The sequence below is a fragment of the Candidatus Roseilinea sp. NK_OTU-006 genome (assembly GCF_012931985.1).
Taxonomy (GTDB): Bacteria; Chloroflexota; Anaerolineae; order J036; family Brachytrichaceae; genus JAAFGM01.
Genome location: NZ_JAAFGM010000001.1, coordinates 310,814 through 332,664, shown reverse-complemented (window position 1 = coordinate 332,664; position 21,851 = coordinate 310,814). Strand labels below are relative to the sequence as shown.

Below are 21,851 nucleotides of genomic sequence, written 5' to 3'. Positions count from 1 at the left end.
AGCGGCAGCCTGTCGGTGACGGTGCGGGTGACGGACACGCTGGCGGCGAACGCGACGCTGCTGAGCGCGACGCCGGGCTACGCGCAGAGCGGGCAGACGCTGGCCTGGAGCAATGTGGTGGTGCCGGCCGGCGGGACGACTGTGCTGACGGTGACGGTGCGGGCGGGCAGCGGGCCGCTGCCGGGCGGCTACGCGCTGAACAACAGCGTGACCATCGGCGCGCACGATGGTGAGATCACGCGCAGCGCGCCGGCGGTGGACGTTGCGCCGCATCGGGCGTATGTGCCGGCGGTGATGAGACCGTAAAGGCGAGAGTGACCCTTCCGCAGGTGCACAGCCTGCGGAAGGGTCTTTTTTTTGATCGTCCCTCCTGCAGGTTGTGTACCTGTGGAAGGGTTGCGGATCGCCGGCGGCCGGCGTGCGCGGCATGCGCCGGCGCCTCTTAGCGACTCTCGGCAGGTGGTATACTCACGCGCGTTGCCAGCGTCGGATATCGTTTGCTTCGTGCCATCCGCCGGTTGCGCGGGCTGATCAGAGCGCTGCGCCTATCTGTTGATCGGCGTGCACCTCGGATTACCTCCCATTTGGACTTTCCCTTGCTGATTGCCAAGCTGTTGAATATGTCCCACGTATTGTCAAACGCTTCGCTAGAACCTATCAAGCGGGTGTTAATCGGGCGGCCGCTGCGCACCGAGGAGGCGCCTCACCAAGCCGTGAGTAATCCTATCGGCCTGGCCGTCTTTGCATCCGATGCGTTGTCGTCCACGGCCTATGCGACGCAGGAGATCCTCGTGGTGCTGGCGTCTGCGGTTGCCGTCTCCGGCATCGGCGTGTTTCGCATCTCAATTCCGATCGCCGTAGCCATCACGGCCATTCTCACTGTGTTGATCATCTCTTATCGGCAAACGATCAAGGCGTATGACGGTGCAAGCTGCGGCGCGTATGTGGTCTCGCGCGACAATCTGGGGGTGCTGCCCTCGCAGATCGCCGGCGCTGCGCTGTTAGTGGATTACGTGCTCACGGTGGCCGTCAGCATCTCCAGCGGTGTAGATCAAGTGGCCTCGGCGATTCCCGTTCTGCGTGGACGCGAGGTGCTGGTGGCGCTCGCCGCTATTCTGATCATGACGGTCATCAATCTGCGCGGCGTGAAGGAATCGGGGCGCATTTTTGCTGCGCCAACGTATTTCTTCGTCGGCATGACTTTCCTGACGCTGACGGTTGGCCTGTTCAAGCTGCTGACCGGTCAGCTCACGCCGGTTGAGAACGTCCATATGGTGGCGCAGACGGCCGAGCCGCTGAGCTTGTTCCTGATTCTGTATGCGTTCAGCAGCGGCTGCACGGCGCTGACCGGCATCGAAGCGATCTCCGATGGCGTGCAGAACTTCAAGGAGCCGCGTAGTCGGAACGCTGCCCTGACGATCTCGGCGATGGGCCTATTGCTCGGCGCGCTCTTCATGGGCATCACGCTGTTGGCCAATCAGGTGCAAGCCCTGCCTTCGGAGGAGGAGACGATCATCTCGCAGATCGCGCGTGCGGTGTTCGGCTCCGGCGCATTGTATGGATTACAGATTGCAGCGACGACGATCATCCTGATCATGGCGGCGAACACGGCCTACGCCGACTTTCCGCGCATTGCTGCGTTTGTGGCCAGCGATAGTTTCTTGCCGCGCCAGCTCGCCATCCGCGGCAGCCGGCTGGTGTACTCCGGCGGCATCGTCACCCTGGCGGTCGCAGCCGGTATATTGATTACCGTCTTCAACGCGCGCACGACGTCGCTCATCCCGCTGTATGCGATCGGCGTGTTCATGTGCTTCACCCTGTCGCAGTTGGGCATGGTGCGGCGTTGGTTAGAAGTTGCCAAACTCCAGCCGGGCGAATCGTTGAAGATGGGTCAAAGTGTGGCGACCTACGACCCGCACTGGCGACGCAACCTCGTCATCAACGGCGCCGGCGCCGTCGTTTCATTTGCGGTGATGGTGATCTTCGCAGTGACCAAGTTCACGCATGGCGCGTGGATCACCTTGTTGGTCATTCCGGTCATGGTGTTCGTGTTCCACCGCGTGCATGTGCACTACCGCAACGTCGCGCGCATCCTGAGCCTCAGCAAGGAGCGCGTCAAGCCGAGGCCGCACCCGGTGAAGACCATCGTGCTCGTGGACGACGTGCATCGCGGCACGGTGCGCGTCGTGGACTTCGCCAAGTCGCTGGGCAATCCGTGGACGCCGCTGCATGTGGATTACAACGATCGCAAGACGCACATCGTTCAGCAGAAGTGGCGCGAGCGCATCGGCGAGGGCGAGCTGGTGATCTTGCCGTCGCCCTATCGCCGCCTGGTCGAGCCGATTGTGGAGTATGTGAAGCGCGAGCTTGAAGCAGACCCCAACATCTTTGTCCACGTCATCATGGGTCAGCTAGTGATGGACACGCCTTGGGCGCGCATGCTGCACTCGAACAACTCCCTGGGCATCATGTCAGCCTTGCAAGCCATGGATCGCGTGATCGTCACCGACGTGCCGTATCAGTTACACGCCGAAGATGTGGAGCTATATCCGGAGAACGAGCCGAATGACTACAAGCGAGCCCAGCAGCACGAGGCGCAGCAACCGACACCCGAACAACAGACGATCAGGGCAGCGATGGGCTGACCCGCGGCGCGCCCTAGCGGCGCTTCAACCGTTGTAGCCGCTCGCGCGCCTGTTCGAGCGTCTCGCGCTTTTTGCAAAAGGCAAAGCGCACGATGTTCCGACTCCGCTCGGGCCGGCTGAAGAACGGCGACCCTGGCACGCACGCCACGCCGATCTCCTGCGCCATGCGCAGGCCAAAGGTAATATCATCCTCGTCGCTGATGGCGCTGAAGTCGGCCATGATGTAATATGCGCCCTCCGGCGTGACGGGTTTGAAGCCGACCTCGCGCAGCATCTCCAGCGCGAACTCGCGGCGCTGCGCATAGTCCTCGCGCAGTTGCCTGTAATAGTCGTCGCCCAGCGTCAGCATCGCAATGCCGGCGACCTGCAGCGGGGTAGCGGCACACACGCTCATGAAATCGTGCGCCTTGCGCACGCCGACCATCAGATCTGCGGGGGCCACCGCGTAGCCCAGCCGCCAGCCTGTGACGCTGAAGGTCTTGCTCATGCCGCTGATGGTGATGGTGCGCTCGGCCATGCCGGGCAGCGTGGCGATGGGCGTGTGCTGTGCGCCGTCGTAAGTGATGAACTCGTAGATCTCGTCGGTGATGGCGATCACGTCATGCGCGATGCACAATTCGGCAATCAGTTGCAGCTCGTCGCGCGTGAAGACCTTGCCGGTGGGATTGTGCGGCGAGTTGACGATGATGGCTTTGGTCTTCGCGTTGAACACGCGGCGCAGTTCGTCGGGGTCGAACGTCCATGCGCCGTCGGCGGCCGGTCGCAGCGAGACGAAGCGCGGGGTGCTTTGGGTGATGAAGCAATTGGGGATGTAGCTCTCGTAATACGGCTCAAAACAAACCACTTCGTCGCCGGGGTTCACCACGCCCAGCATAGCAGCGATCATGCACTCGGTCGCGCCACAACAGACCACGACATCCGTATCGGGGTTGACGTCCATCTCGTAGCGTCGGCGGTAATGATCGGCGATCGCGTCGCGCAATGGCTTCAGCCCCCAGGTGACCGAATACTGGTTCCAGTCATCCTGAATCGCGCGCGCGGCGGCGTCTTTGATCGCCTGCGGCGCTGGGAAATCGGGGTAGCCCTGCGAGAGGTTGATCGCGCCGACATCGAGGGCGACGCGCGTCATCTCGCGGATGATGGACTCGGGAAAGCGTTGGGTGCGGATCGAGGTGCGCATCAGGATGCAGGGAGACGTCAAACGGATCGCTGCCGGCACAGAGGCTCAGGGGCGTATTGTACTCGCGCGGCGCTTCACGCTTTAGGCGGGCACAGCCGTACGTCCGGGCCGCGCTTGTCCACCGGCGACTCCAGCACAATGGAGGTGGTGAGGCTGCGCGCAAAAGGCCGCAAACGCGAGATCAGCGCTTCGAGCTGGGCGACCGAGGCCACCACGACCTGCAAGAGATAGCTGTCGCTGCCGGTCAACATGTGGCACTCGATCACCTCGGGCTGCGTCTTCACCAGCCGAATCAACCGCTCGCACGGCTCGCAGTCGCCGACGCGAATAAAGGCTCTGATCGGCAAGCCGAGCTTGTCGGCATTCAGGCGGGCGTGATAGCCGGTGATGATGCCGGCCTCTTCCATCCGCCGCACGCGCTCGGCCACCGCCGGCGGCGTCAGCCCGACTCGCCGGCCCAGCTCGGCGAACGACATGCGCGCATCCTCCTGCAATAGCCTGAGCAGCTCCAGCCCGGTCCGATCCAAAAGCTTTTCGGAATCAAAAGCCATTCGACGCCTTTGATTTTAGTTTGCAAGTCAACGGCGGCAAGTACTTTTGTTTCTGTCTTCAGCGATCCGCTCAGTCTTTCTAGACTTTCTGTCATCCTGCGGCGCAGTCTGTCGCGCCCGGCAATTCACGTGAGGAGGCGATGGAAGTGACCCACGATCCTTTGGAATTTCAGGCGATAGATTACGTGGAGTTCTATGTGTCAAACGCGCGGCAGGCCGCGCATTTTTACCGCACCGTCTTCGGCTTTCGACCGGTGGCGTATGCGGGCCTGGAGACCGGCGTGCGCGATCATGCGTCGTGGTTGCTGACCGGCGGCGCGGTGCATGTGGTCCTCACTTCTCCGCTCGATCCGCATAGCCGGCCCGACATCAGCCAACACATCGCCCTGCACGGCGACGGCGTGAAAGACATCGCCTTGCGCGTGCGCGATGCGCGCGCCGCCTACCAGGAAGCGATCCGGCGCGGCGCGCGCAGCGTGATGCCGCCGGCGGTCGTCGAGGACGAGTGCGGCCGGTTCGTCAAGGCCACGATTGCCGCCTACGGCGACACCGTGCACAGCTTCATCGAGCGCGAAGGCTACCGCGGCTTCATGCCGGGGTTTAAGCCGATCGAGAATCCGCCGCCGGCGCCGGAGACCGGCCTGGTCGCCATTGACCACATCGTCGGCAACGTCGAACAAGGCAAGATGAACGAATGGGTCCGGTTCTACGCCGACGTGCTGGGGTTCACGCAGCTCGTCCACTTCGACGACAAGGACATCAGCACAGAGTACTCCGCTTTGATGAGCAAAGTGATGCAGAACGGCAGCGGCCGCATCAAGTTCCCCATCAACGAGCCGGCCGAAGGGAAGCGCCGCAGCCAGATCGAGGAATACCTCATCCACTATGGCGGCCCGGGTGTGCAGCACATCGCGCTGGCGACCGGGGACATCATCGCCAGCGTGGACGCCTTGCGCGCGGCCGGCATCCAGTTCTTGCGCGTGCCGGAGACCTACTACGAGGCGTTGCCCGAACGCGTCGGGCAAATCGAAGAAGACATCCGCGAGTTGGCCCGGCGCGGCATCCTCGTAGATCGCGATGATGAAGGCTATCTGCTCCAAATCTTCAGCCAGCCGATGCAGGATCGCCCCACGTTGTTCTTCGAGATCATCCAGCGTCGCGGCAGCCGCGGCTTCGGCAAAGGGAACTTCAAGGCGCTGTTCGAGGCGCTTGAGCGCGAACAGGCGCGCAGGGGCAACTTGTGAACATGCGGAGGCCAGCCATGACGCCAAACCTTGAACTGCGCTCCGTTCCGGTGATGCCGAATTACACCGACCAAGATCACCAGACGTGGGCTACGCTATACCACGCGCAGATGCAGCGGGTGCCCGACTACGCTTGCGAACTTTTCTTGAGCGGCTTGTCCAAATTGGCGTTCGACCCCGATCGCTTGCCCGACCCGCGGGTGATCAGCGAACGGCTGTATCGCCAAACGCGCTGGACGCTCGGCGATGCGCAAAACGAATACCTGAATGCGGTCGAGTGGTTCGAGCACCTGCGCGAGCGGCGTTTCCCGGTGACCAACTACATTCGTCAGCCGTCGGAGCTCGAATTTACCCCCTTGCCCGACGTGTTCCACGACTACTTCGGCCACCTAGCTTATTTCATGGACCCCTACTTCGCCGACCTGGCACAAGCCTTCGCGCCGTTGTTCTTCGCCGGCGATGCGCGCCAACAACTCGAAATCTCGCGTCTGTGGTGGTACACCACCGAATTCGGGTTGATCCGCGAACGAGGCGCGCTCAAAGCCTTTGGCGCAGGTCTGATCTCGTCCATCGCGGAGCTGCAGAAAGCCTTCGCGCCGGATACGCCCCGCGTCCCATTCGACATCCGGCGGGCCGCCGAGTTGGATTCGGCCAAGTACCACATGCACAGTTTGTATTTTGTGTTCGACGACGTCGAGCAAATCTACAACATCCTGCGCGATTACGCGCGGATGGAGGGTTTGCCCGAACCGGCAGGGATAAGGTGATTCCGATGGCTTACTACTACAAACTGGGCGACATTCCGCACAAGCGGCACACACAGTTTCGCAAACCGACCGGCGGCCTGTATCGAGAAGAGGTGATGGGCCTTGAGGGCTTCCACGGCGTGCAATCCGTGCTGTACCACCACTTCCTCCCCCCGCGCGTGCTGCGGACGGAATACCTCGGCGACGCTCGGGTCGTATATACGGATTATGGCGCAGTGCGCCACCGCGCTTTTGCGACCGCCAATGTGCCGGCCGGCGACGATCCGGTCTCGGCGCGGCGCACGCTGCTGGGCAACGCCGACGTGACGCTGGGCGTCAGTCGCGCCACGCAGAGTATGCGTTACTTCTACCGCAACGCGCAGGCGTACGAAGTGTGGTTCGTGCACGAAGGCGCCGGCGTGCTCCGCACGCAATTCGGCCGACTGGATTTTGGCAGCGGCGACTATCTCGTCATCCCATACGGCGTCACCTGGCAGATGGCGCTGAGCACGCCCGAAGCGCGCTTCTTCATCATCGAATCGCGCAGCCAAGTGGCGCCCCCGAAACGTTATCGCAACGCGTTCGGCCAACTGTTGGAACATGCGCCGTACTGCGAGCGCGACATCCGTCCGCCGAGCGCGCTGGAGACCTATACCGAGCGCGGCGAGTTCGAGGTGCGCGTCAAGGTGCGCGACGGCATCAGCCGGCACTGTCTCGACCATCATCCCTTTGACGTCGTCGGCTGGGACGGCTATCTATACCCCTGGGCGTTCAGCATCCACGACTTCGAGCCGATCACCGGCCGCGTGCATCAGCCGCCGCCGGCGCATCAGACGTTCGAGGCCCACAACTTTGTGGTGTGTTCGTTCGTGCCACGGCTGTTCGACTATCACCCGCTGGCTATTCCGGCGCCTTACGCGCACAGCAACGTCAACAGCGACGAAGTGATCTATTACTGCGACGGCAACTTCATGAGCCGCAAGGGCATCGCCAAATATGACATCACGCTGCACCCCAGCGGGCTGCCACACGGCCCGCAGCCGGGCATGACCGAGGCATCCATCGGCGCCAAGGAGACTCAAGAGCTGGCCGTGATGGTAGACACCTTCAACCCCTTGCACGTGGCGATACCCGCCCTTGAGCTGGAGAAGCCGGACTACCAGGCCACGTGGCTGGAGGGCAGTGGGGAGTGAGTCGCAACATCGTGCGATGACCATGCTGAACATCTCCCCTGCTCGGCGCATGTCGGCGCTTCACGCGCATCTGTTTGCTCAGCTCAACCGGCGCAAGGCTGAGCTGCGCGCAGCCGGCGTGGATGTCATCTCGCTCGACATGGGTTCGCCCGATCTGCCGCCTGCGTCGCACATCGTCGAAGCGTTGGTGCGCAGCGCGCGCCGGCCCGATCGCTACAGTTACGGCGAATTCAGCGGCTCGCCTGCCGTGAAGCGCGCTTTTGCCGATTTTTACGCACGGCGCTTCGGCGTCACGCTCGATCCGGACCGCGAGGTGTTGCTCTTGCTCGGCTCGAAGGAAGGCATTTACCACCTCAGCTTCGCGTATCTGGACGTGGGCGACGTGGCCCTGGTGCCGGACCCCGGCTATCCCACCTACGCGGCTGCGGCGAAATTAGCCGGCGCGACAGTCTATCCCCTGCCTCTGAAGCGCTTGAGCCACGCAACGCAAGCGGGCGCGTCCGAAGCAGCGGGCGACGTGTGGTTGCCCGAGTTGGATCACATCCCCGGCGATGTCGTCGCGCGGGCGAAAGTGTTGTGGCTGAACTACCCGAATAACCCGACGACCTCGGCGGCGCCATTAACGTTCTTCGAGCACGCAGCGGCCTTTTGCCGGCAGCACGGCCTCCTGCTGGTGCATGACAACGCCTATAGCGAAACCGGCTACGATGCCTATCGGCCGCCCAGTGCGCTTCAGGCGCCCGGCGCTAAAGAGATCGCCGTGGAGTGCTTCTCGCTGTCCAAAGCCTACAACATCGCCGGCATGCGCATCGGCGCGTTGGTCGGCCATGCAGAGGTGATCAAGACGGTGGCAGCGCTGAAGAGCAATGTGGATACCGGCGCCTTTGCCGCCATTGAGGACGCGGCCATCGCTGCGCTGACCGGCGACCAAACATGGCTGGAGGCGCGACAAGCGGAATACCGCCGGCGCCGCGATGTCTGCGTGGCGGCCTTGCGCGCGCTCGGCTGTCTCGTGGCGCTACCCCAGGCCACGATTTACGTCTGGGCGCGCCTGCCGAACGGCGAAACCGACAGCGCGGCGTGGTGCCAGGCCGTGCTCGAAGCGACCGGCGTCTCATTCACTCCCGGCGCGGCTTTTGGCGCAAACGGCGAAGGCTACTTTCGCATCGCGCTCACGGCGACGCCGGCGCGGCTGAGCGAGGCGATGGCGCGCCTGGCCGACTACTTGCAGCGCACGGATGGCCGACCCATCAGCAGCTCCCCCAGCGCTCCGGATCTCCACTGCGAACATGCAATCTTGGCTTGACGTTGATCCAACTTCCGACTTCAGCATCTACAACCTGCCGTTTGGCGTCTTTGAGACGCGCGATCGCGCGCCGCGCGCAGGCATCGCAATCGGCGACTACATCGTGGATCTCGCGGTATTGGCCGAGCGACGCCTGCTTCCTCTGCCCGATCACGCGCCGCACCGCGAAGAAGACTTGCAACGCGCCCTGAACCGTCCAACGCTGAATGATTTCATCGCCCTGAGCAAATCGGTGACCGGCGCCGTGCGGTTGTGCGTCCAGCAGTTGCTGATGGCGTCGTCGCGGGATGCACATCCCCCGGAGGTGTGGGCGCACGCCCTGGTGCGGCAACGCGACGCCAGGATGTTGATGCCGCTGCGTGTGCCGAACTATACCGATTTCTACTCCAGCCTGCATCACGCCACCAACGTCGGCGCGATGTTTCGTGACCCGAAGACCCCCCTGTTGCCGAACTGGCGCCACCTGCCGGTGGCCTATCACGGCCGCGCCTCGTCCATTGTGGTCAGCGGCGCGCCCATCCGTCGTCCACGCGGCCAGATCAAGCGCGATGACGACCCCACGCCTACCTTCGGCCCCACGCTCGCGCTGGACTTCGAATTAGAAATGGCTTTCGTCATCGGCAAGGCCTCGCCGCTGGGCCGGCCGATCACCACTTCTGAGGCTGAACAATACATCTTCGGCTTACTGCTGTTCAACGACTGGTCGGCGCGTGACATTCAAAAATGGGAATATCAGCCGCTCGGCCCGTTCCTCGGCAAGAACTTCGCCTCGACCATCTCACCCTGGATCGTGACGCTTGAGGCGCTTGATCCTTTTCGCGTCCCCATGCCGTCGCAAGAGCCACCCCCATTGCCGTACTTGCGCGCATCGGGCAACCAGAGCTTTGACATCCACCTGGCCGTAGACCTGATCGCCCCGAGTGGCCTGACGTTAACGGTCTGTCGCAGCAACTTCCGCCACATGTATTGGACGATGAGCCAACAACTGGCGCATCACACGGTGAACGGCTGCAATGTCGAGGTCGGCGATCTGATGGCGTCCGGCACGTTGAGCGGGCCGACGCCGGAGTCGTACGGCTCGATGCTTGAACTGACCTGGAACGGGCGAAACCCGCTGCGCTTGCCAGATGGCAGCACCCGCACTTTCCTCGAAGACGGCGATGCCGTCGCGCTGCGCGGGTGGGCGGAGCGCGACGGCATGCGCGTCGGCTTTGGCGAGGCACGCGCACAGATCTTGCCCGCTTTGGATGGCGAAGCTTAATTCGGCGCGCGGCGGTACGGCGCCGCCGGCGGCGCCGTTTGCGTGAACAAGCGTTCACCGACCCGGCGAATCGCCGCATGGGCGACGATCATCAGCCACAGATTGCGCGCCGTCACGTAAAGCAGACCGCTGGTCAGCATGCAACAGGTCGCTGCGAGCGCATGTGGCCGATTCGCATGCGGCGGCGTATGGCGCAGCCGTCGCGCGAGCACCCACTCCACAGCGACCAGGGCGAAGCCGGCAGTTGCGCCCCAGTAGGCATCCTGGAACAGCAGCACGAACGGCGCGCGGTAGAACGCCCAGTGCGCCTCGGCGTATGCGGCTTCGCGCACGATCAGCAGCGCGCTGGGCTGCGCGTCGAAGAGCGCCGGCGGCAGGTCGGCGCTGCGCCGCGCCAGCCAAAGCACGACCAACACGAATCCGGTCGCCAGGCCGGCGGCGATGCTGCCGCGCATCCAATCGCGCAGCGTGAAACCAGCCAACGTGGATGCGTCCTCCACGGCGATCGCGCCCAGACCGAGCAGATCCACGCTGAGCGCGCCGGTGATCAGCGCCCCAAACGGCAGCCCAATGTAATAGCTGAAGCGCACGACCTCGACAAACACGCTGCCCAATTCGGATTCGACGAGCGCGCGGCGGAGACGGGCTCCGCCGAAGCGGTAGACGGCGGCCACAGCCGCCAGGCCGACGGCGAACGAGCCGGCTACCCAGAGGGCCAGTTGGAGTTTGGGGTTCATTGGCTGCGGACGACTGCGCCTGATAGCGGCGCCTGCGCCAGGATCATTTCCACCTTGGCATCGAGCAGGCCGTGCTGCGCGCATTTGAGCGACGCCGCTGTGGTGGCGAAATGCGCCACTTGCACAATCGGCCAGCCGGCAAGTAAGCCGTACATGGCTGCGGCGGAATACACCGCACCGGCGCCCTGCGTGTCAACGACCTGCACGGCCGGCGCGGGCACTTCGATCAGCCCTGTCCGATCTAGCGCCAGCGAACCGTGCTTGCCGCGCGTCACAAACGCCGCCTCAACCCCTAGCGCTTGCAAGGCTTCGGCAATCGCGCGTGGGTCTTCCTGCGCCACGTGAACGTCGGACATCGGCGCTTGCGCGTAGCTCGCTTGGCTGATCAGAGGTCGGTAGCGGTCGGGTTGGCGCAGCGAATACTCCACGTTCAAGAAGACCGGCACACCATGGGCGCGCGCAAATGCAACAGCGCGCTCGGCAGCCGGCCCGACGTACCAATCCACATACAGCATGTCGGCGCCGACGATGGCTTCGAGATCCGCCTCAATCAAGCTTTCCCACACTGCGGGGGCATCCTCGACGAAGAAGGTGCGCGTGCCGGCGCGATCGGAGATATCCACCTCATCCGGCGTGCGCAGGTCGCCCCGCAGCGCGATGTGCGCACGCACGCCGAGCTCGGCTAGTTGCGTCAGCGTGCGGCGGCCCAAGTCGTCGTCGCCGAGCGCGTTGCCGATCAAGTGCGCTTCCACGCCCCATCGCGCCAGCACTTGAGCAGCCATCGCGCAGTCGGCCCCGATAAACGGCCGCTTAGCAGTGACATAGGCGCCGGTGTTGGCGGCAGGGTAGCGGTCCACCAAGAACACCACGCCGGGGTTAACGTAGCCAAAACAGACGATGCGAGGCGCGGAGGACATGGTCGCAAAATGAAAGGCGCACGCGCGTGCGCCTTTTCTCCAGTGGCCTCCACAGGGCTCGAACCTGTGACCTCACGGATGTGAACCGTGCGCTCTGACCAACTGAGCTAGGAGGCCGCTGTTTGCGAGCTAATTATACATCTCTCCCCTCGCGCTCATGTTCGTTGCCGGCCTCTGGTCGCGGGCAGGCGCAGGCCACGCCCGCGCCTGCCCATGTCTCACGCCTGCGGCGCGGCGCCTTCGTGGTTGGGCCGGGTGGCGCGAGGCATGCGGCCGATGCGCAAAAGGCTGGTCATGGTCGGTGGGTCGCCGGCTCATCTCCCCGCGTCAGCGCAGAGCGCTCGATAGACTTCCACGGTGCGATCGGCGATGTGGCGCATCGTGAAATGGGCGAGCACACGGGCGCGCCCACGTCGCCCGAGTTCTGCGCGCCGGTCAGGCTGCGCCATCAGCGCCGTGAGGCAATCGGCGAGTGCTGCATCGTCCGCTTCGTCGAAGATGAGGCCGGCGTCGCCCACAACGCTGGGCGCTTCCCCACAAGATGAGGCGATCACCGGCACCCCACACGCCATGGCTTCGACGAGCACGCGTCCGAATTGCTCCTTCCAGTTGGGCAGGGTGCGCGAGGGCAACACGAAGGCGTCGAGCGCGCGATAGAACTCCGGCATGTGGGTAGACGGCAGCGACGGGCAAAACGTCACACGCTCGGCAACGCGCAACTGCTGCGCCAATGCGCGTAAGGCATTTAGCTCCGGCCCTGCGCCGACGATGAGCAGGCGCGCTGAATTCGGCAAGCGGGCGAAGGCGCAGATCAATACGTCCACACCCTTTTCGCGCACCAGCCGGCCGGCGTAGCCGACGACGAACGCCTCGCCGTTGCGCCGCTCATCCGGCGGGGCGAACGTCTGCTCATCCACGCCAAACTGGGGGATGACATGGATCGGCCGGGTAAACCCTTTGGCCCGCCACACCACGCAAGCCGACTCGCTGCCGACGAGGGCGGCGTCGGCTGTTCGCAGCACACTGCGTTCCATCCAACTGAACGGCGGCGGGTAGCGCCGCCGAATGTTCTGCCAGGAGAAGAAGACGACGCGCGGCGACGGCCGAAGCGCCCTCGCTGCCTTCACGGCCAGCCACGTCGCCAAGTTGTAAGGTTCCTCATCAACGTGCACCACGTCCGGCCGCAGTTGCGCCAGCGCCCGAGGCAAAGTGGGGTAATAGTGCAGGTGAAAATTGCCGTTGAAGCGGATCGGGATGACCTGCAGCGCGTAGCCGTTGGCATAGGCGCGTTCGAGCGGCTGGTTGCCCCACGACGGCGGGACGAGCACCGTGAGCGCAACGCCAGGATGCGCCGCCAGGAGTTCACACTTGCGCTGATATGCGCCGACCACCAGCGCCTTGGAGATCAGCGTTACGCGCATGCGACAGCGGTCCGCTCGCACGACCACTCGACTTCCTCTTCCGGAACGGGGGCGGTTTCGTATGCCTCATCGGGCAAGACGCCTTGCTCGTAGCGTCGCTGGAATTCATCCACCCGTTCATGGAACGCGCCGACGCTTTCGCACGTGACGAGTTGTGCGCGCAGCGCCGCCACATGCGGCATGCCCTGCATGTATTTCACGGCATGCTTGCGGAAGAGGATCAGGCCGTGGTCGCCGTAATACGCAATCATCGCGCGCAGGTGACGCTTGAGCAACGCGATCACTTCCTGGACGGTGACCTCGTGGCGGTCTTTGCGTTGGAATATCCAGGGGTTGCCGATTGCGGCGCGACCGATCATCACGCCATCGCAGCCGGTGTGCGCTTTGATGCGCGCGATGTCGGCGACGGTCTTCACGTCTCCGTTGCCGATCACCGGAATCTTGACGGCCTGTTTGATTTCGGCGATGGCGTCCCAGTCGGCAACGCCTTTGTAGGCTTGCTCTTTTGTGCGGCCGTGCACGGCAATCAGCGACGCGCCGTTGTCTTCGAGGATCCTGGCCACCTCCAGGTAGTTGCGAGACCGCGCGTCCCACCCCAGGCGAATCTTAGCCGTGACCGGCACGCGCACCGCTTTGCTCAGGCGGTTGAAGATGCGCGCGATCTTTTGCGGGTCGCGCAGCAGGCCGGCGCCTGCGCCGCGGCCACTCACGCTGCTCACCGAGCACCCCATGTTCAGATCAATGATGCCGGGGCCGAGCTGCTCGATCTTCTGCGCGCAGGCCACAATGCGGTCTTCGTCGCTATCGAAGATCTGGAAGGTGAGTTGGGGCTTTTCGCGCGGGTCGTAGTCGAGCTGGCGCAGGGCCGGCCGAGCGTCGCGCAGGATGGCCTCGCATGACGTGAACTCGGTGTAGCTCATCGCGCTGCCGTATTCGCGGCAGATCAGCCGGTAGGGCAAGTCGGAAAACCCGTCCATCGGCGACAGGATCAGGTCGCCGTATACCGGCACATCCCGAACGTAGAACGTCGGCTGCATCGCCGCGCATTTTCCCACGATTGAGGATGGCCCACGGCGATGCGCCCGCTCACATCGCCGCCGCGCCTATCTTGCGCGTCGGTCGGCTATGGCGAACCGAGCAGCGCGCTCAACACCGAGATCAATCCCACGGCACCGCCGAGCGCCATCGCCCAGCCACACAGCCGGATGATGCGCATGCCGTTCTTCTCGCCCAGCATCCAGATGATGAAGTTGCCGATGCGGTGGCCGGGCGAGACGATCTTCTTTTTGGGCCGCAGCACCACGGCCAAGCCGCACAACAAGATGAACGTCGTCATGGCGACGCCGAACATGCGAAACGGATACATCTGCTCAGGGGTCATCTCGGTCGTCTCCTCTCCGTCATCGCGATCATCGCTCCTGCAACATCTCGCGCAGCAGCGCCGGCCCGCCGCGCACAGCCAGCCCCAGCCGGACCAGCCCGTCCACCAGCGGATGCGTGCTCGCGCGATAGTGCTTTTTGTAAAACAGCCACATGGCGCGCTGGAACTCGTACTGCGCCTTCACGCTCGCGCGGCTGGCGGCCCGCTTGACGTGATGCACGGTCACATCGGGGTAGTACACCACGCGATAGCCCGCCTGCTTGGCGCGCAGACACCAATCCAGGTCCTCGCCGTACATGAAGAATTGCTCATCGAGCAACCCGATGCGGGCAATGACCTCGGCGCGCAGCATCATGCATGCGCCGACGACGGAATCCACATCGGCTTGTGCGTCCTCATCCAGATAGGTCATGTTGTAGCGACCGAAGCGCTTGCTGCGCGGGAAGAGCCTGCTCAGGCCAACGAAGCGATAGAACGACACCTCCGGCGTGGGGAAGCTGCGCCGGCAAGCCTTGTCCAGCGAGCCATCCGTGAGCACCAGCTTCGGGCCCACGACCCCGATGTCGGGGTGAGCGTCGGCGAAGGCGACCAGCCGGCGCAGCGCATCGGGCGGCATCACCGTGTCCGGGTTGAGCAACATGGCATAGCGCGCCCGCCCGCACGCCGGGAAGCCAAAGTGCCGCAGGCCGAGGTTATTGCCGGCAGAGAAGCCTGCATTGGTGGCGTTGCGGATCAACGCGACTGCGGGAAATTCACTGCTCACCATCGCGGCGCTGTCATCCGTCGAAGCGTTGTCCACCACGCAGGCGGCAAAGCGCAGGCCGACCTGCGCGCACAGCGAATGTAAGCAATCGCGCAGCAGATCTCGCGTGTTGTAGTTCAGGATGACGATGGCGAGATCGGTGAGCTGTGAGCCATGAGCTTTGAGTTGTGAGTCATGAGTTGTGAGTTGTGAGTCGCGCATTTACCTGGCGATGATTTTAAGCTGTGGCAAATCATCGGCGCGCTTCGATCTTAAAGAGCGGCACGCGCCGGTTCTGCGAGCCGCCGCCGACGGCTTCGTAGTAGGGCAAGTCCAGGCGGCCGACCTCGCGCAAGGCATAGCGCGCGCGCAACGTTGCCAGCGATGCGCGCAGTTCTGCCCCGTCGTCCAGCAGGAAGACCGGCCGGCCCTCTGCGTGCAGCGCGTCTACGAAGCGGATGAGTTCGTCCGGCGTCCAGACGGCCGGCCGGAAGGCCGCGCGGCCCGCGTGCAAATCCACGGCCCCACTGTTCAGCGCGCAGCCGATGACTGCATCGTTCGGCGTCATCTGGCGCAGGCGCTCGAACGAAAGCCGCTGCTCGCGCGCCAGATATCCAAAGGCGCCAAAGCCGCGCGTGACCGGCAAGGCCAGCGTTTCCATCGCGCGCAACACGAATAGGTAGGACAGGGCACAGATGGCGGCGATGGCTAACAGTTGATTGAGCGTTGAACGGATGGCGTCACCGCAGTGAGCCGCCGGGCCCAGGCGTTGAGCAATCCAGGCGCAGCGCCCGCAGCGCAAGGCGGAGGCGCCGCGCCACAACTCGACCGCGCCGAATGCCGCCAGGAGGTGCAAAACCGGAAACAGGGAGAGGATGTCGCGCAGGCGCAGGTAGGCATAGGCGACATGGAAGAGAAAAAGCGTGACCGCGTAGGCTGCGAGGACGGCTAACGCACGGCGACTCCGCCGCCACATCGCCGCAGCGCCGATCAAGATCAACGGCATAAGCCAGCCGAACTCGCGGTAATGATTCAGCTCATCGGTCGTGCGGCCCAGCGTCTCGGGTAGGCGCACCAGCGAGAAGTTCGTCAGCTCCTCCGAACCGACGTGAAAAGGCCCACCGAACACGGTGGTGTGATACATCAAGACGGGTGAGGCGGCGATCCAGGCGGCCAGGGCGCAAGATGCGAGGCGCCAGGCATAAGATAGGAGCGGACCGCCCAGCGTTGCACGTGTGGCTTCTCGCGTCTCACGCCAGGCCGGCGCGAGGGCGAGGGCGATGGCCGGCGCTATCAGCACTTGTGTGTAGCGGATGTCGAACGCAGCGCCCAGCGCGAGGCCGCTCAGTCCAGCCATCAGCAACGAGCCGCGCGCGCGCCAGGCCAGCGTCAATGCGAGGATCGAGAACAGTTGCGCGGCGATGTCGGCCATCGGCACCATCTGCCATTCCACCTGCTGGTACGACGTCGCCGTGAAGAAGACGGTGAGGGCTGCAACCGCATCAGGCGCTGCGCGCGCTTCGTCTTGCCCGTGCGGTTGTCGCGCATGCGTTGCTTGACACTGAGCACCTGACACGTGATCCTCAGCGGGTGTCCGCTGATAAGCCATTTGTGACGCGTGATGCGCGAACCATGCGATCACGATGAGCGCAATCAGATTGAGCAGCGGTGTGACGAGATACAGGCCGCGCTCACCGGCGAGCAGATAAGCCAAGCCGGTAAACGCGGCGTAGCCCGGCGGCCAGACGGTCGGAGCTTCGTAACGGCTGCCGTCTGGGATGCGATAGCCGACGTGCACAACCGGATGCAGTGGAATGTCCAGCGCATAGGCGAGGCGCGCCAACGGGAAGGGATGAAGTACTGTGCCGCGCGTCGCCAGGTCGACGCCCATCTGCGCGTAGGCGTACGGATCGCTGCCGGTGACGCCATGGGTGCGCAGCGCCAGAGCCGCCCAGGCCGCCCAACCGAGGGATGCGGCTATCAGCAGCAGCGCGCTTCGGCGCACGAATCCCCAATCCCCGATCTCCAATCTCTGAGCTGCCCACCGCCCGCCGATCACGAACGCCAGCGCCGACATCACGATGAGCGATAGCAGCGGCGAAAGTACGCCGTTGAGCGCGCCCTTGAATCGCACGCCCCCAAAGCTCAGGCAAGTCGTCAGGTAGGCAATCGTCAATGGCGACAGTGACGAGAGCGCCCAAAACTGAACCGAGCGCCGGCGCGCTCGATCCAGCGCCGTCGAGAGGGTGAACGGCACAAGCAGAAACGCCAGCAGCGCCGGGGCCAGCAGAACAGGCAGATGCAGGTTAGCCAGGACGACGGCCAGGCCAAACAAATGGGCGGCCATCCACAGCGCTGCAGTCGTTATGCTCCAGTCGCCGGCTGCCCGTGGTGGGCCGAACGACAGCGCGCGCAGGCAATCGGCCACAAGCCCATCGGCCCGCGCGCGACCGAGTGCGCGCTTCGCCGGCGGCACCAGCGCCAGCAACGCTGCAATCAACCAGCCGGCCCGCAGGCCAAGCACAGGAATCGCAAACAGCCGTCCCAGCCCGACCAGAGCGATCAGCCCACTTGCAACGATCCACGCGAAGGCGGCATCGCGCGGCGTGCGCCCGCTGCGCCTCAACCCCCCCACAGCCAGGCAACCCAGCAGCCCAATCGCCACGACCAGCCACATCAACGGTCCGGCGGGCTGCACGGTAACGGAGCCATCGCTCCAGTAGTCGAAGCGCAGGAGGTTATCGAGGCGCATTGGCCGGTGCGATTGTTGACGAACAGCAGCGTTGCTCAGCGGAACGAGCTGAATATACTCCAGTTGATGCTACAGACGCTCTCGACGTTCGATCTGCTCGTTGTCGGCTGCGACGTGCTGGTTCGTCAGGACAGCCGATACATCGTCGTCAACGATCGCGACATTGCCATCACCGGCAACCGCATTGCCGCGATCTCCCCTGCCGAAGCCATTGACCGCGCCCAAGCGCGCGAGGTCATTGACGCCAGCGGCCTGCTCGCCATCCCCGGTTTGATCAACTGCCACACGCACGCGCCGATGGTGCTCTTCCGCGGCTTAGCTGAGGACGTCACCATCGAGTCCTGGTTCAACGATTACATCTGGCCGCTGGAGAGCAATGAGGAGCCGGAGGACATTTACTGGGGCGCGCTGCTGGCCATCGCGGAGATGATCCAAAGCGGGGTAACGACGTTTGCCGATCATTACTTCTTCTGCGACCAAATCGCCGAGGCGGTAACCGAATCCGGCATGCGCGCCAACATTGGTTGGGCCGTTTTCGGTCACGAGGGCGAGAGGAAACTGGACCAGACCGTGGCGTTCGCGCAGCGCTGGCAGGGCGGCGCCGGCGGGCGCATCACCACATGGCTTGCGCCGCATTCACCCTATCTATGCGATCGCAACTTCCTGGCGCTTACCGCGCAGCGCGCCAGAGCGCTGAACACAGGCATCCACATTCATTGCAGCGAGACGCACGATCAGGTCGCGCTCAGCTTGAAGCAACACGGCGTGACCCCGCCGGCCCTGTTGCAACAGGCCGGCGTACTGGATGTGCCGGTGTTGCTGGCTCACGGCATCGGCCTGACGCCCGAAGATATTGCGATGCTCAAGGATTACGACGTGGCGGTGGCGCAGTGTCCAAAGACCTACATGAAGCTGGCGATGGGCACGGCGCCCGTGCGTGCCATGCGCGAAGCCGGCATCGTCGTGGGCATTGGCACCGACGGCGTCGTGAGCAGCAACACGCTCGATGTGCTCGAGCAGATGCGCCTGTTGGCGCTCGACCAGAAGCAGGCGGCGAGGGACTCGACTACGATGCCGCTGCAGGAAGTGCTGGCGATCGCGTTCGCCGGCGGCGCGGCGGCGTTGCACCTACCGGACATCGGCGAGTTAGCCGAGGGCAAGCTGGCCGACATCGCCCTGCTGCGCCAAGACGGCGCACACCTCTTTCCGCGCTACGACGCAATCGCCAACCTCGTCTATTCCGCCCGCGCCGGCGACGTGGACACGGTGATCTGCGACGGCAAATTGCTGATGCGCTACGGTCGGCTGCTGACCATTGATCTGCCGCGCGTCAAGGCCGAGATTGCGCGCCGGTTGCAACGTCTGAACCAGCGCGTGGCCGAGAAGCGCCTCGCCACCTATCCCACCTAACCCTGCCGCGATGCGCCAGCGCTCACGGCGTGGGGCGCAGGTAATTCTGCACGCCCCAGCCAATCGTCCCATCGCTGGGGTCGCGCAACTGCCACCATACGAAGCCTCCGTTCTCCTGCGGCCCGCCGACGACTTCGTAAATCGTGCCATCGGGCAAACTGCGAATCTTCTCCGCCGAAATTGATGGTTCGCGGCGGAAGTTTAAGCCGTTGCCTCCGGTGCCGAAGATCACCACGCGGACGCCCACGCCGATCACGCCCGGCTGCCCCTCGGTAAGGGCCGTCGGCTCTGGAGTCGGCGGGTCGGTTGGCGCGACGTAAGGCGTCGCCGTCGGCGGAATCTCCTCTGTCGGCGTGGGGAAGATGACCTGGATCGTCGCGGTGGGCGCGCTGAAGTTCAACGCCGGACGGTTCTGGTTGACGAACGACGCGGCCAAAAAGCAGGCGACGCCGACCAGGGCGAAACTGATCGCCATCGGGATGATGGCCGGCACGCGCTGTTGTGGGTAGTCGCGTGGTTGCCGCGGAAGACGCCTGAACGGCCTTAAATCTTCCTCCCAGTGAATCTTTGGGTGATCCACGCCGCCGCGGCGGTCGGGGGTTTTTTGCACAGACATGATCCAGCCACTTCAACAACCAGCTCGGCCTAGCATTCTACTTCGTGCGCCACCAGGTCTTCTATGCTTTCTCGCCTACGAACCACCTTCCATTGGCCGTCTGCGACCAGCACCTCGGCGGCGCGCGGGCGGGCGTTGTAATTGCTGGCCATGCTCATGCCGTATGCGCCGGCGTGATGGATCACCAACAGGTCACCGCGCCGTGGCTCTGGGAGCACCACGCCTTCGGCCAACACGTCGCCGCTCTCGCACACCGGCCCCACAACGGTGCACGGCGTCAGATCGTCGTGCGCCAAACCGCCGACGTCGGTGACCGCTGGCCCTTTAACGCAGGACACGCGGTGCGCCGCGCCATAGAGCGCCGGGCGAATCAAGTCGTTCATCGCAGCATCCACCACGACGTAGCGTGTATCGCCGTTGGTCTTCGTGTAGAGCACGCGGGTGAGCAGCACGCCGGCGTCGGCCACAATGGCGCGGCCTGGCTCGAATAGCAGGCGTAGGTCGGCCTGGCGCGCCAGCGGCAGGATGTTGCGTGCTATGGCCTCGATGGGCGCCTCGGCTTGATCGGGCTGATAAGCCACGCCAAAGCCGCCGCCCAGGTTCAGCGTCGTGATCGTTGCGCCTAGCGCCCGATACTGTGCAACGACGGCGAGCGCAACCTGCATGGCGTCTAAATACGGCCTGGCGTCGCTCACCATCGAGCCGATATGGATGTGGACGCCCTCGATGCGGATGCCAGGGTAATCTGCGCGATGAGCGACCAGCCGAAGCGCTTCCTCGGTCTCGAGGCCGAATTTGCTGGCCCGCTTGCCGGTGGCGAGATAGCGATGGGTATGTGGGTCAACGCCGGGGTTGATCCGCAGGGCGACGCGCCGAACAACGCCGCGCGCTGTTGCCAAGTCGTTTAGGACACGCAGCTCCTGGGCGCTCTCGACGTTGATCCAACTGACGCCGGCATCCAGCGCGGCGACCAGTTCATCGTCGCGTTTGCCCACGCCGGCGAACACAATGCTATCCGGCGTTGCACCGGCCAGCAGCGCGCGCTGCAATTCGCCGCCGCTCACCACATCGAAGCCGGCGCCCAGGTTGCGCATCAGCCGCAGCACCGATAGGTTGCTGTTGGCTTTGACGGAGTAGCAAACGCGCCCAACCTCCGCGCTGGGCACCAGCGCTTCGGCCAAGCGCGCGTAGTTCTGCGCCATGCGCCCCTGGTCGTACACATAGCAGGGCGTGCCGACCTGGCGCGCGATTGCCGCGAGGAGGTCTTGAGGGAGGGAGTCCATGCCGAATCAAGCCGGGGTCAGGGCGCTCGGGGAGTTGCCGGTTGCGCGAGATAGGTTCACACTATTGGCTATGGATCCTATACGCTTGATGATCGCCATGCCGCTCATCGTTGTTGGGTGCTTGTTGGCTGCCGCCGGCATCGTGCTGCTGCGCCGGTCGTTGTCTTACTCGGCGACGGCGACCATTCATGCGTCGAGCGCGCCGCAAGGCGAGGGGGCATCGTCTCCACCGGCCGCGCTGCGGTTTACCACGCGCGACGGCCGGCCGGTCGAGGCGCCGCTCGCGCGCGCCGCAGACCACGAAGTGGGCGAGCAGGTGACGGTGATCTACGACCCCACCTATCCAGAGATTGCTCAGGTCGCCTCTCCGCTGCGGCTGTGGGTTGTGCCGGGTGCATTGGCCCTGGCCGGCGTAGCCATCGCCTTCGCCGGCGCGGCCAACTTAGCCGCCGCCGTGCGTTGATGG

Annotated in this window: 20 protein-coding genes and 1 tRNA gene; 9 read left to right on the top strand and 12 right to left on the bottom strand. The window is 64.2% G+C overall.

Translation table 11 applies throughout. From position 1 onward, the window contains the following. The coding region (locus tag GXH28_RS01450; protein ID WP_169237215.1) for a hypothetical protein at positions 1–306 on the top strand (306 nt) is incomplete at its 5' end. A gap of 407 nt (positions 307–713) precedes the next feature. Beyond that, positions 714–2,645, top strand: a complete 1,932-nt coding sequence (locus GXH28_RS01445; protein WP_169237214.1) for an APC family permease — start codon at positions 714–716, stop codon at positions 2,643–2,645. 13 nt (positions 2,646–2,658) lie between these two features. Here the strand turns inward: GXH28_RS01445 and GXH28_RS01440 are convergent, their stop codons facing one another. Both GXH28_RS01440 and GXH28_RS01435 read right to left on the bottom strand, forming a co-directional pair. Continuing rightward, positions 2,659–3,825, bottom strand: coding sequence for a pyridoxal phosphate-dependent aminotransferase (locus GXH28_RS01440; RefSeq protein WP_169237213.1), 1,167 nt, complete (start codon positions 3,823–3,825; stop codon positions 2,659–2,661). A 74-nt stretch (positions 3,826–3,899) separates the two neighbouring features. Further along, positions 3,900–4,376 (bottom strand): Lrp/AsnC family transcriptional regulator, encoded by a 477-nt coding sequence (locus GXH28_RS01435; protein ID WP_169237212.1) that lies wholly within the window; start codon positions 4,374–4,376, stop codon positions 3,900–3,902. Between the two features lie 140 nt (positions 4,377–4,516). Between GXH28_RS01435 and hppD the strand changes: the two genes are divergently transcribed. From hppD to fahA, 5 genes are read left to right on the top strand one after another with little or no spacing between them, the layout of a single operon-like run. Continuing rightward, complete coding sequence (gene hppD / locus GXH28_RS01430; protein WP_169237211.1) at positions 4,517–5,620, top strand: 4-hydroxyphenylpyruvate dioxygenase; 1,104 nt, start codon at positions 4,517–4,519, stop codon at positions 5,618–5,620. Positions 5,621–5,637: 17 nt separating this feature from the next. Beyond that, on the top strand, positions 5,638–6,387 hold the full coding sequence (locus GXH28_RS01425; RefSeq protein ID WP_169237210.1) for an amino acid hydroxylase: 750 nt from the start codon (positions 5,638–5,640) through the stop codon (positions 6,385–6,387). Between the two features lie 5 nt (positions 6,388–6,392). After that, on the top strand, positions 6,393–7,559 hold the full coding sequence (locus GXH28_RS01420) for a homogentisate 1,2-dioxygenase (RefSeq protein WP_169237209.1): 1,167 nt from the start codon (positions 6,393–6,395) through the stop codon (positions 7,557–7,559). Between the two features lie 16 nt (positions 7,560–7,575). Then, a complete protein-coding gene (locus tag GXH28_RS01415) occupies positions 7,576–8,865 on the top strand; it encodes an aminotransferase class I/II-fold pyridoxal phosphate-dependent enzyme (RefSeq protein WP_169237208.1) in 1,290 nt (429 codons plus the stop codon). Beyond that, complete coding sequence (fahA, locus tag GXH28_RS01410) at positions 8,849–10,126, top strand: fumarylacetoacetase (protein WP_169237207.1); 1,278 nt, start codon at positions 8,849–8,851, stop codon at positions 10,124–10,126. The genes GXH28_RS01415 and fahA overlap by 17 nt, the downstream gene beginning before the upstream one ends. Here fahA and GXH28_RS01405 read toward each other — a convergent pair. From GXH28_RS01405 to GXH28_RS01370, 8 genes are all read right to left on the bottom strand, one after another. Beyond that, on the bottom strand, positions 10,123–10,863 hold the full coding sequence (locus GXH28_RS01405; protein ID WP_169237206.1) for a hypothetical protein: 741 nt from the start codon (positions 10,861–10,863) through the stop codon (positions 10,123–10,125). The genes fahA and GXH28_RS01405 overlap by 4 nt on opposite strands. Continuing rightward, positions 10,860–11,780, bottom strand: coding sequence for a carbohydrate kinase family protein (locus GXH28_RS01400; RefSeq protein WP_169237205.1), 921 nt, complete (start codon positions 11,778–11,780; stop codon positions 10,860–10,862). The genes GXH28_RS01405 and GXH28_RS01400 overlap by 4 nt, the downstream gene beginning before the upstream one ends. 43 nt (positions 11,781–11,823) lie before the next feature. Further along, positions 11,824–11,897: transfer RNA gene (locus GXH28_RS01395), tRNA-Val, on the bottom strand. A 197-nt stretch (positions 11,898–12,094) separates the two neighbouring features. Next, complete coding sequence (locus GXH28_RS01390) at positions 12,095–13,201, bottom strand: glycosyltransferase (RefSeq protein WP_169237204.1); 1,107 nt, start codon at positions 13,199–13,201, stop codon at positions 12,095–12,097. Then, positions 13,192–14,238 (bottom strand): tRNA dihydrouridine synthase DusB, encoded by a 1,047-nt coding sequence (gene dusB / locus GXH28_RS01385; RefSeq protein WP_169237203.1) that lies wholly within the window; start codon positions 14,236–14,238, stop codon positions 13,192–13,194. The genes GXH28_RS01390 and dusB overlap by 10 nt, the downstream gene beginning before the upstream one ends. Positions 14,239–14,324: 86 nt before the next feature. Then, positions 14,325–14,582 (bottom strand): hypothetical protein, encoded by a 258-nt coding sequence (locus tag GXH28_RS01380; protein WP_169237202.1) that lies wholly within the window; start codon positions 14,580–14,582, stop codon positions 14,325–14,327. A 28-nt stretch (positions 14,583–14,610) separates the two neighbouring features. Next, positions 14,611–15,546: a glycosyltransferase family 2 protein gene (locus GXH28_RS01375; protein ID WP_169237201.1), complete on the bottom strand. Its 936-nt coding sequence runs from the start codon at positions 15,544–15,546 to the stop codon at positions 14,611–14,613. A gap of 31 nt (positions 15,547–15,577) precedes the next feature. Next, complete coding sequence (locus GXH28_RS01370) at positions 15,578–18,076, bottom strand: hypothetical protein (RefSeq protein ID WP_169237200.1); 2,499 nt, start codon at positions 18,074–18,076, stop codon at positions 15,578–15,580. A gap of 66 nt (positions 18,077–18,142) precedes the next feature. Between GXH28_RS01370 and GXH28_RS01365 the strand changes: the two genes are divergently transcribed. Continuing rightward, positions 18,143–19,486: an amidohydrolase gene (locus GXH28_RS01365; protein WP_169237199.1), complete on the top strand. Its 1,344-nt coding sequence runs from the start codon at positions 18,143–18,145 to the stop codon at positions 19,484–19,486. 22 nt (positions 19,487–19,508) lie between these two features. Here the strand turns inward: GXH28_RS01365 and GXH28_RS01360 are convergent, their stop codons facing one another. Together GXH28_RS01360 and lysA are read right to left on the bottom strand one after the other, a co-directional pair. Beyond that, complete coding sequence (locus GXH28_RS01360; RefSeq protein WP_169237198.1) at positions 19,509–20,102, bottom strand: SH3 domain-containing protein; 594 nt, start codon at positions 20,100–20,102, stop codon at positions 19,509–19,511. Positions 20,103–20,131: 29 nt separating this feature from the next. Beyond that, positions 20,132–21,385, bottom strand: a complete 1,254-nt coding sequence (gene lysA, locus GXH28_RS01355; protein WP_169237197.1) for a diaminopimelate decarboxylase — start codon at positions 21,383–21,385, stop codon at positions 20,132–20,134. Between the two features lie 70 nt (positions 21,386–21,455). Here lysA and GXH28_RS01350 point away from each other — a divergent pair, with 70 nt between their 5' ends. Beyond that, positions 21,456–21,848: a DUF3592 domain-containing protein gene (locus GXH28_RS01350; protein ID WP_169237196.1), complete on the top strand. Its 393-nt coding sequence runs from the start codon at positions 21,456–21,458 to the stop codon at positions 21,846–21,848. Positions 21,849–21,851: the final 3 nt, after the last annotated feature.

Excerpts from the sequence above, each read along its gene's own strand:
- GXH28_RS01400 (WP_169237205.1), bottom strand. The coding sequence starts at position 11,780 with ATGTCCTCCGCGCCTCGCATCGTCTGTTTTGGCTACGTTAACCCCGGC.
- GXH28_RS01380 (WP_169237202.1), bottom strand. The coding sequence starts at position 14,582 with ATGACCCCTGAGCAGATGTATCCGTTTCGCATGTTCGGCGTCGCCATG.
- hppD (WP_169237211.1), top strand. The coding sequence starts at position 4,517 with ATGGAAGTGACCCACGATCCTTTGGAATTTCAGGCGATAGATTACGTG.
- fahA (WP_169237207.1), top strand. The coding sequence starts at position 8,849 with ATGCAATCTTGGCTTGACGTTGATCCAACTTCCGACTTCAGCATCTAC.
- GXH28_RS01365 (WP_169237199.1), top strand. The coding sequence starts at position 18,143 with ATGCTACAGACGCTCTCGACGTTCGATCTGCTCGTTGTCGGCTGCGAC.
- GXH28_RS01425 (WP_169237210.1), top strand. The coding sequence starts at position 5,638 with ATGACGCCAAACCTTGAACTGCGCTCCGTTCCGGTGATGCCGAATTAC.
- GXH28_RS01415 (WP_169237208.1), top strand. The coding sequence starts at position 7,576 with ATGACCATGCTGAACATCTCCCCTGCTCGGCGCATGTCGGCGCTTCAC.
- GXH28_RS01370 (WP_169237200.1), bottom strand. The coding sequence starts at position 18,076 with ATGCGCCTCGATAACCTCCTGCGCTTCGACTACTGGAGCGATGGCTCC.
- GXH28_RS01390 (WP_169237204.1), bottom strand. The coding sequence starts at position 13,201 with ATGCGCGTAACGCTGATCTCCAAGGCGCTGGTGGTCGGCGCATATCAG.
- GXH28_RS01360 (WP_169237198.1), bottom strand. The coding sequence starts at position 20,102 with ATGTCTGTGCAAAAAACCCCCGACCGCCGCGGCGGCGTGGATCACCCA.
- dusB (WP_169237203.1), bottom strand. The coding sequence starts at position 14,238 with ATGCAGCCGACGTTCTACGTTCGGGATGTGCCGGTATACGGCGACCTG.
- GXH28_RS01440 (WP_169237213.1), bottom strand. The coding sequence starts at position 3,825 with ATGCGCACCTCGATCCGCACCCAACGCTTTCCCGAGTCCATCATCCGC.
- GXH28_RS01375 (WP_169237201.1), bottom strand. The coding sequence starts at position 15,546 with ATGCGCGACTCACAACTCACAACTCATGACTCACAACTCAAAGCTCAT.
- GXH28_RS01420 (WP_169237209.1), top strand. The coding sequence starts at position 6,393 with ATGGCTTACTACTACAAACTGGGCGACATTCCGCACAAGCGGCACACA.
- GXH28_RS01350 (WP_169237196.1), top strand. The coding sequence starts at position 21,456 with ATGGATCCTATACGCTTGATGATCGCCATGCCGCTCATCGTTGTTGGG.
- lysA (WP_169237197.1), bottom strand. The coding sequence starts at position 21,385 with ATGGACTCCCTCCCTCAAGACCTCCTCGCGGCAATCGCGCGCCAGGTC.
- GXH28_RS01435 (WP_169237212.1), bottom strand. The coding sequence starts at position 4,376 with ATGGCTTTTGATTCCGAAAAGCTTTTGGATCGGACCGGGCTGGAGCTG.
- GXH28_RS01405 (WP_169237206.1), bottom strand. The coding sequence starts at position 10,863 with ATGAACCCCAAACTCCAACTGGCCCTCTGGGTAGCCGGCTCGTTCGCC.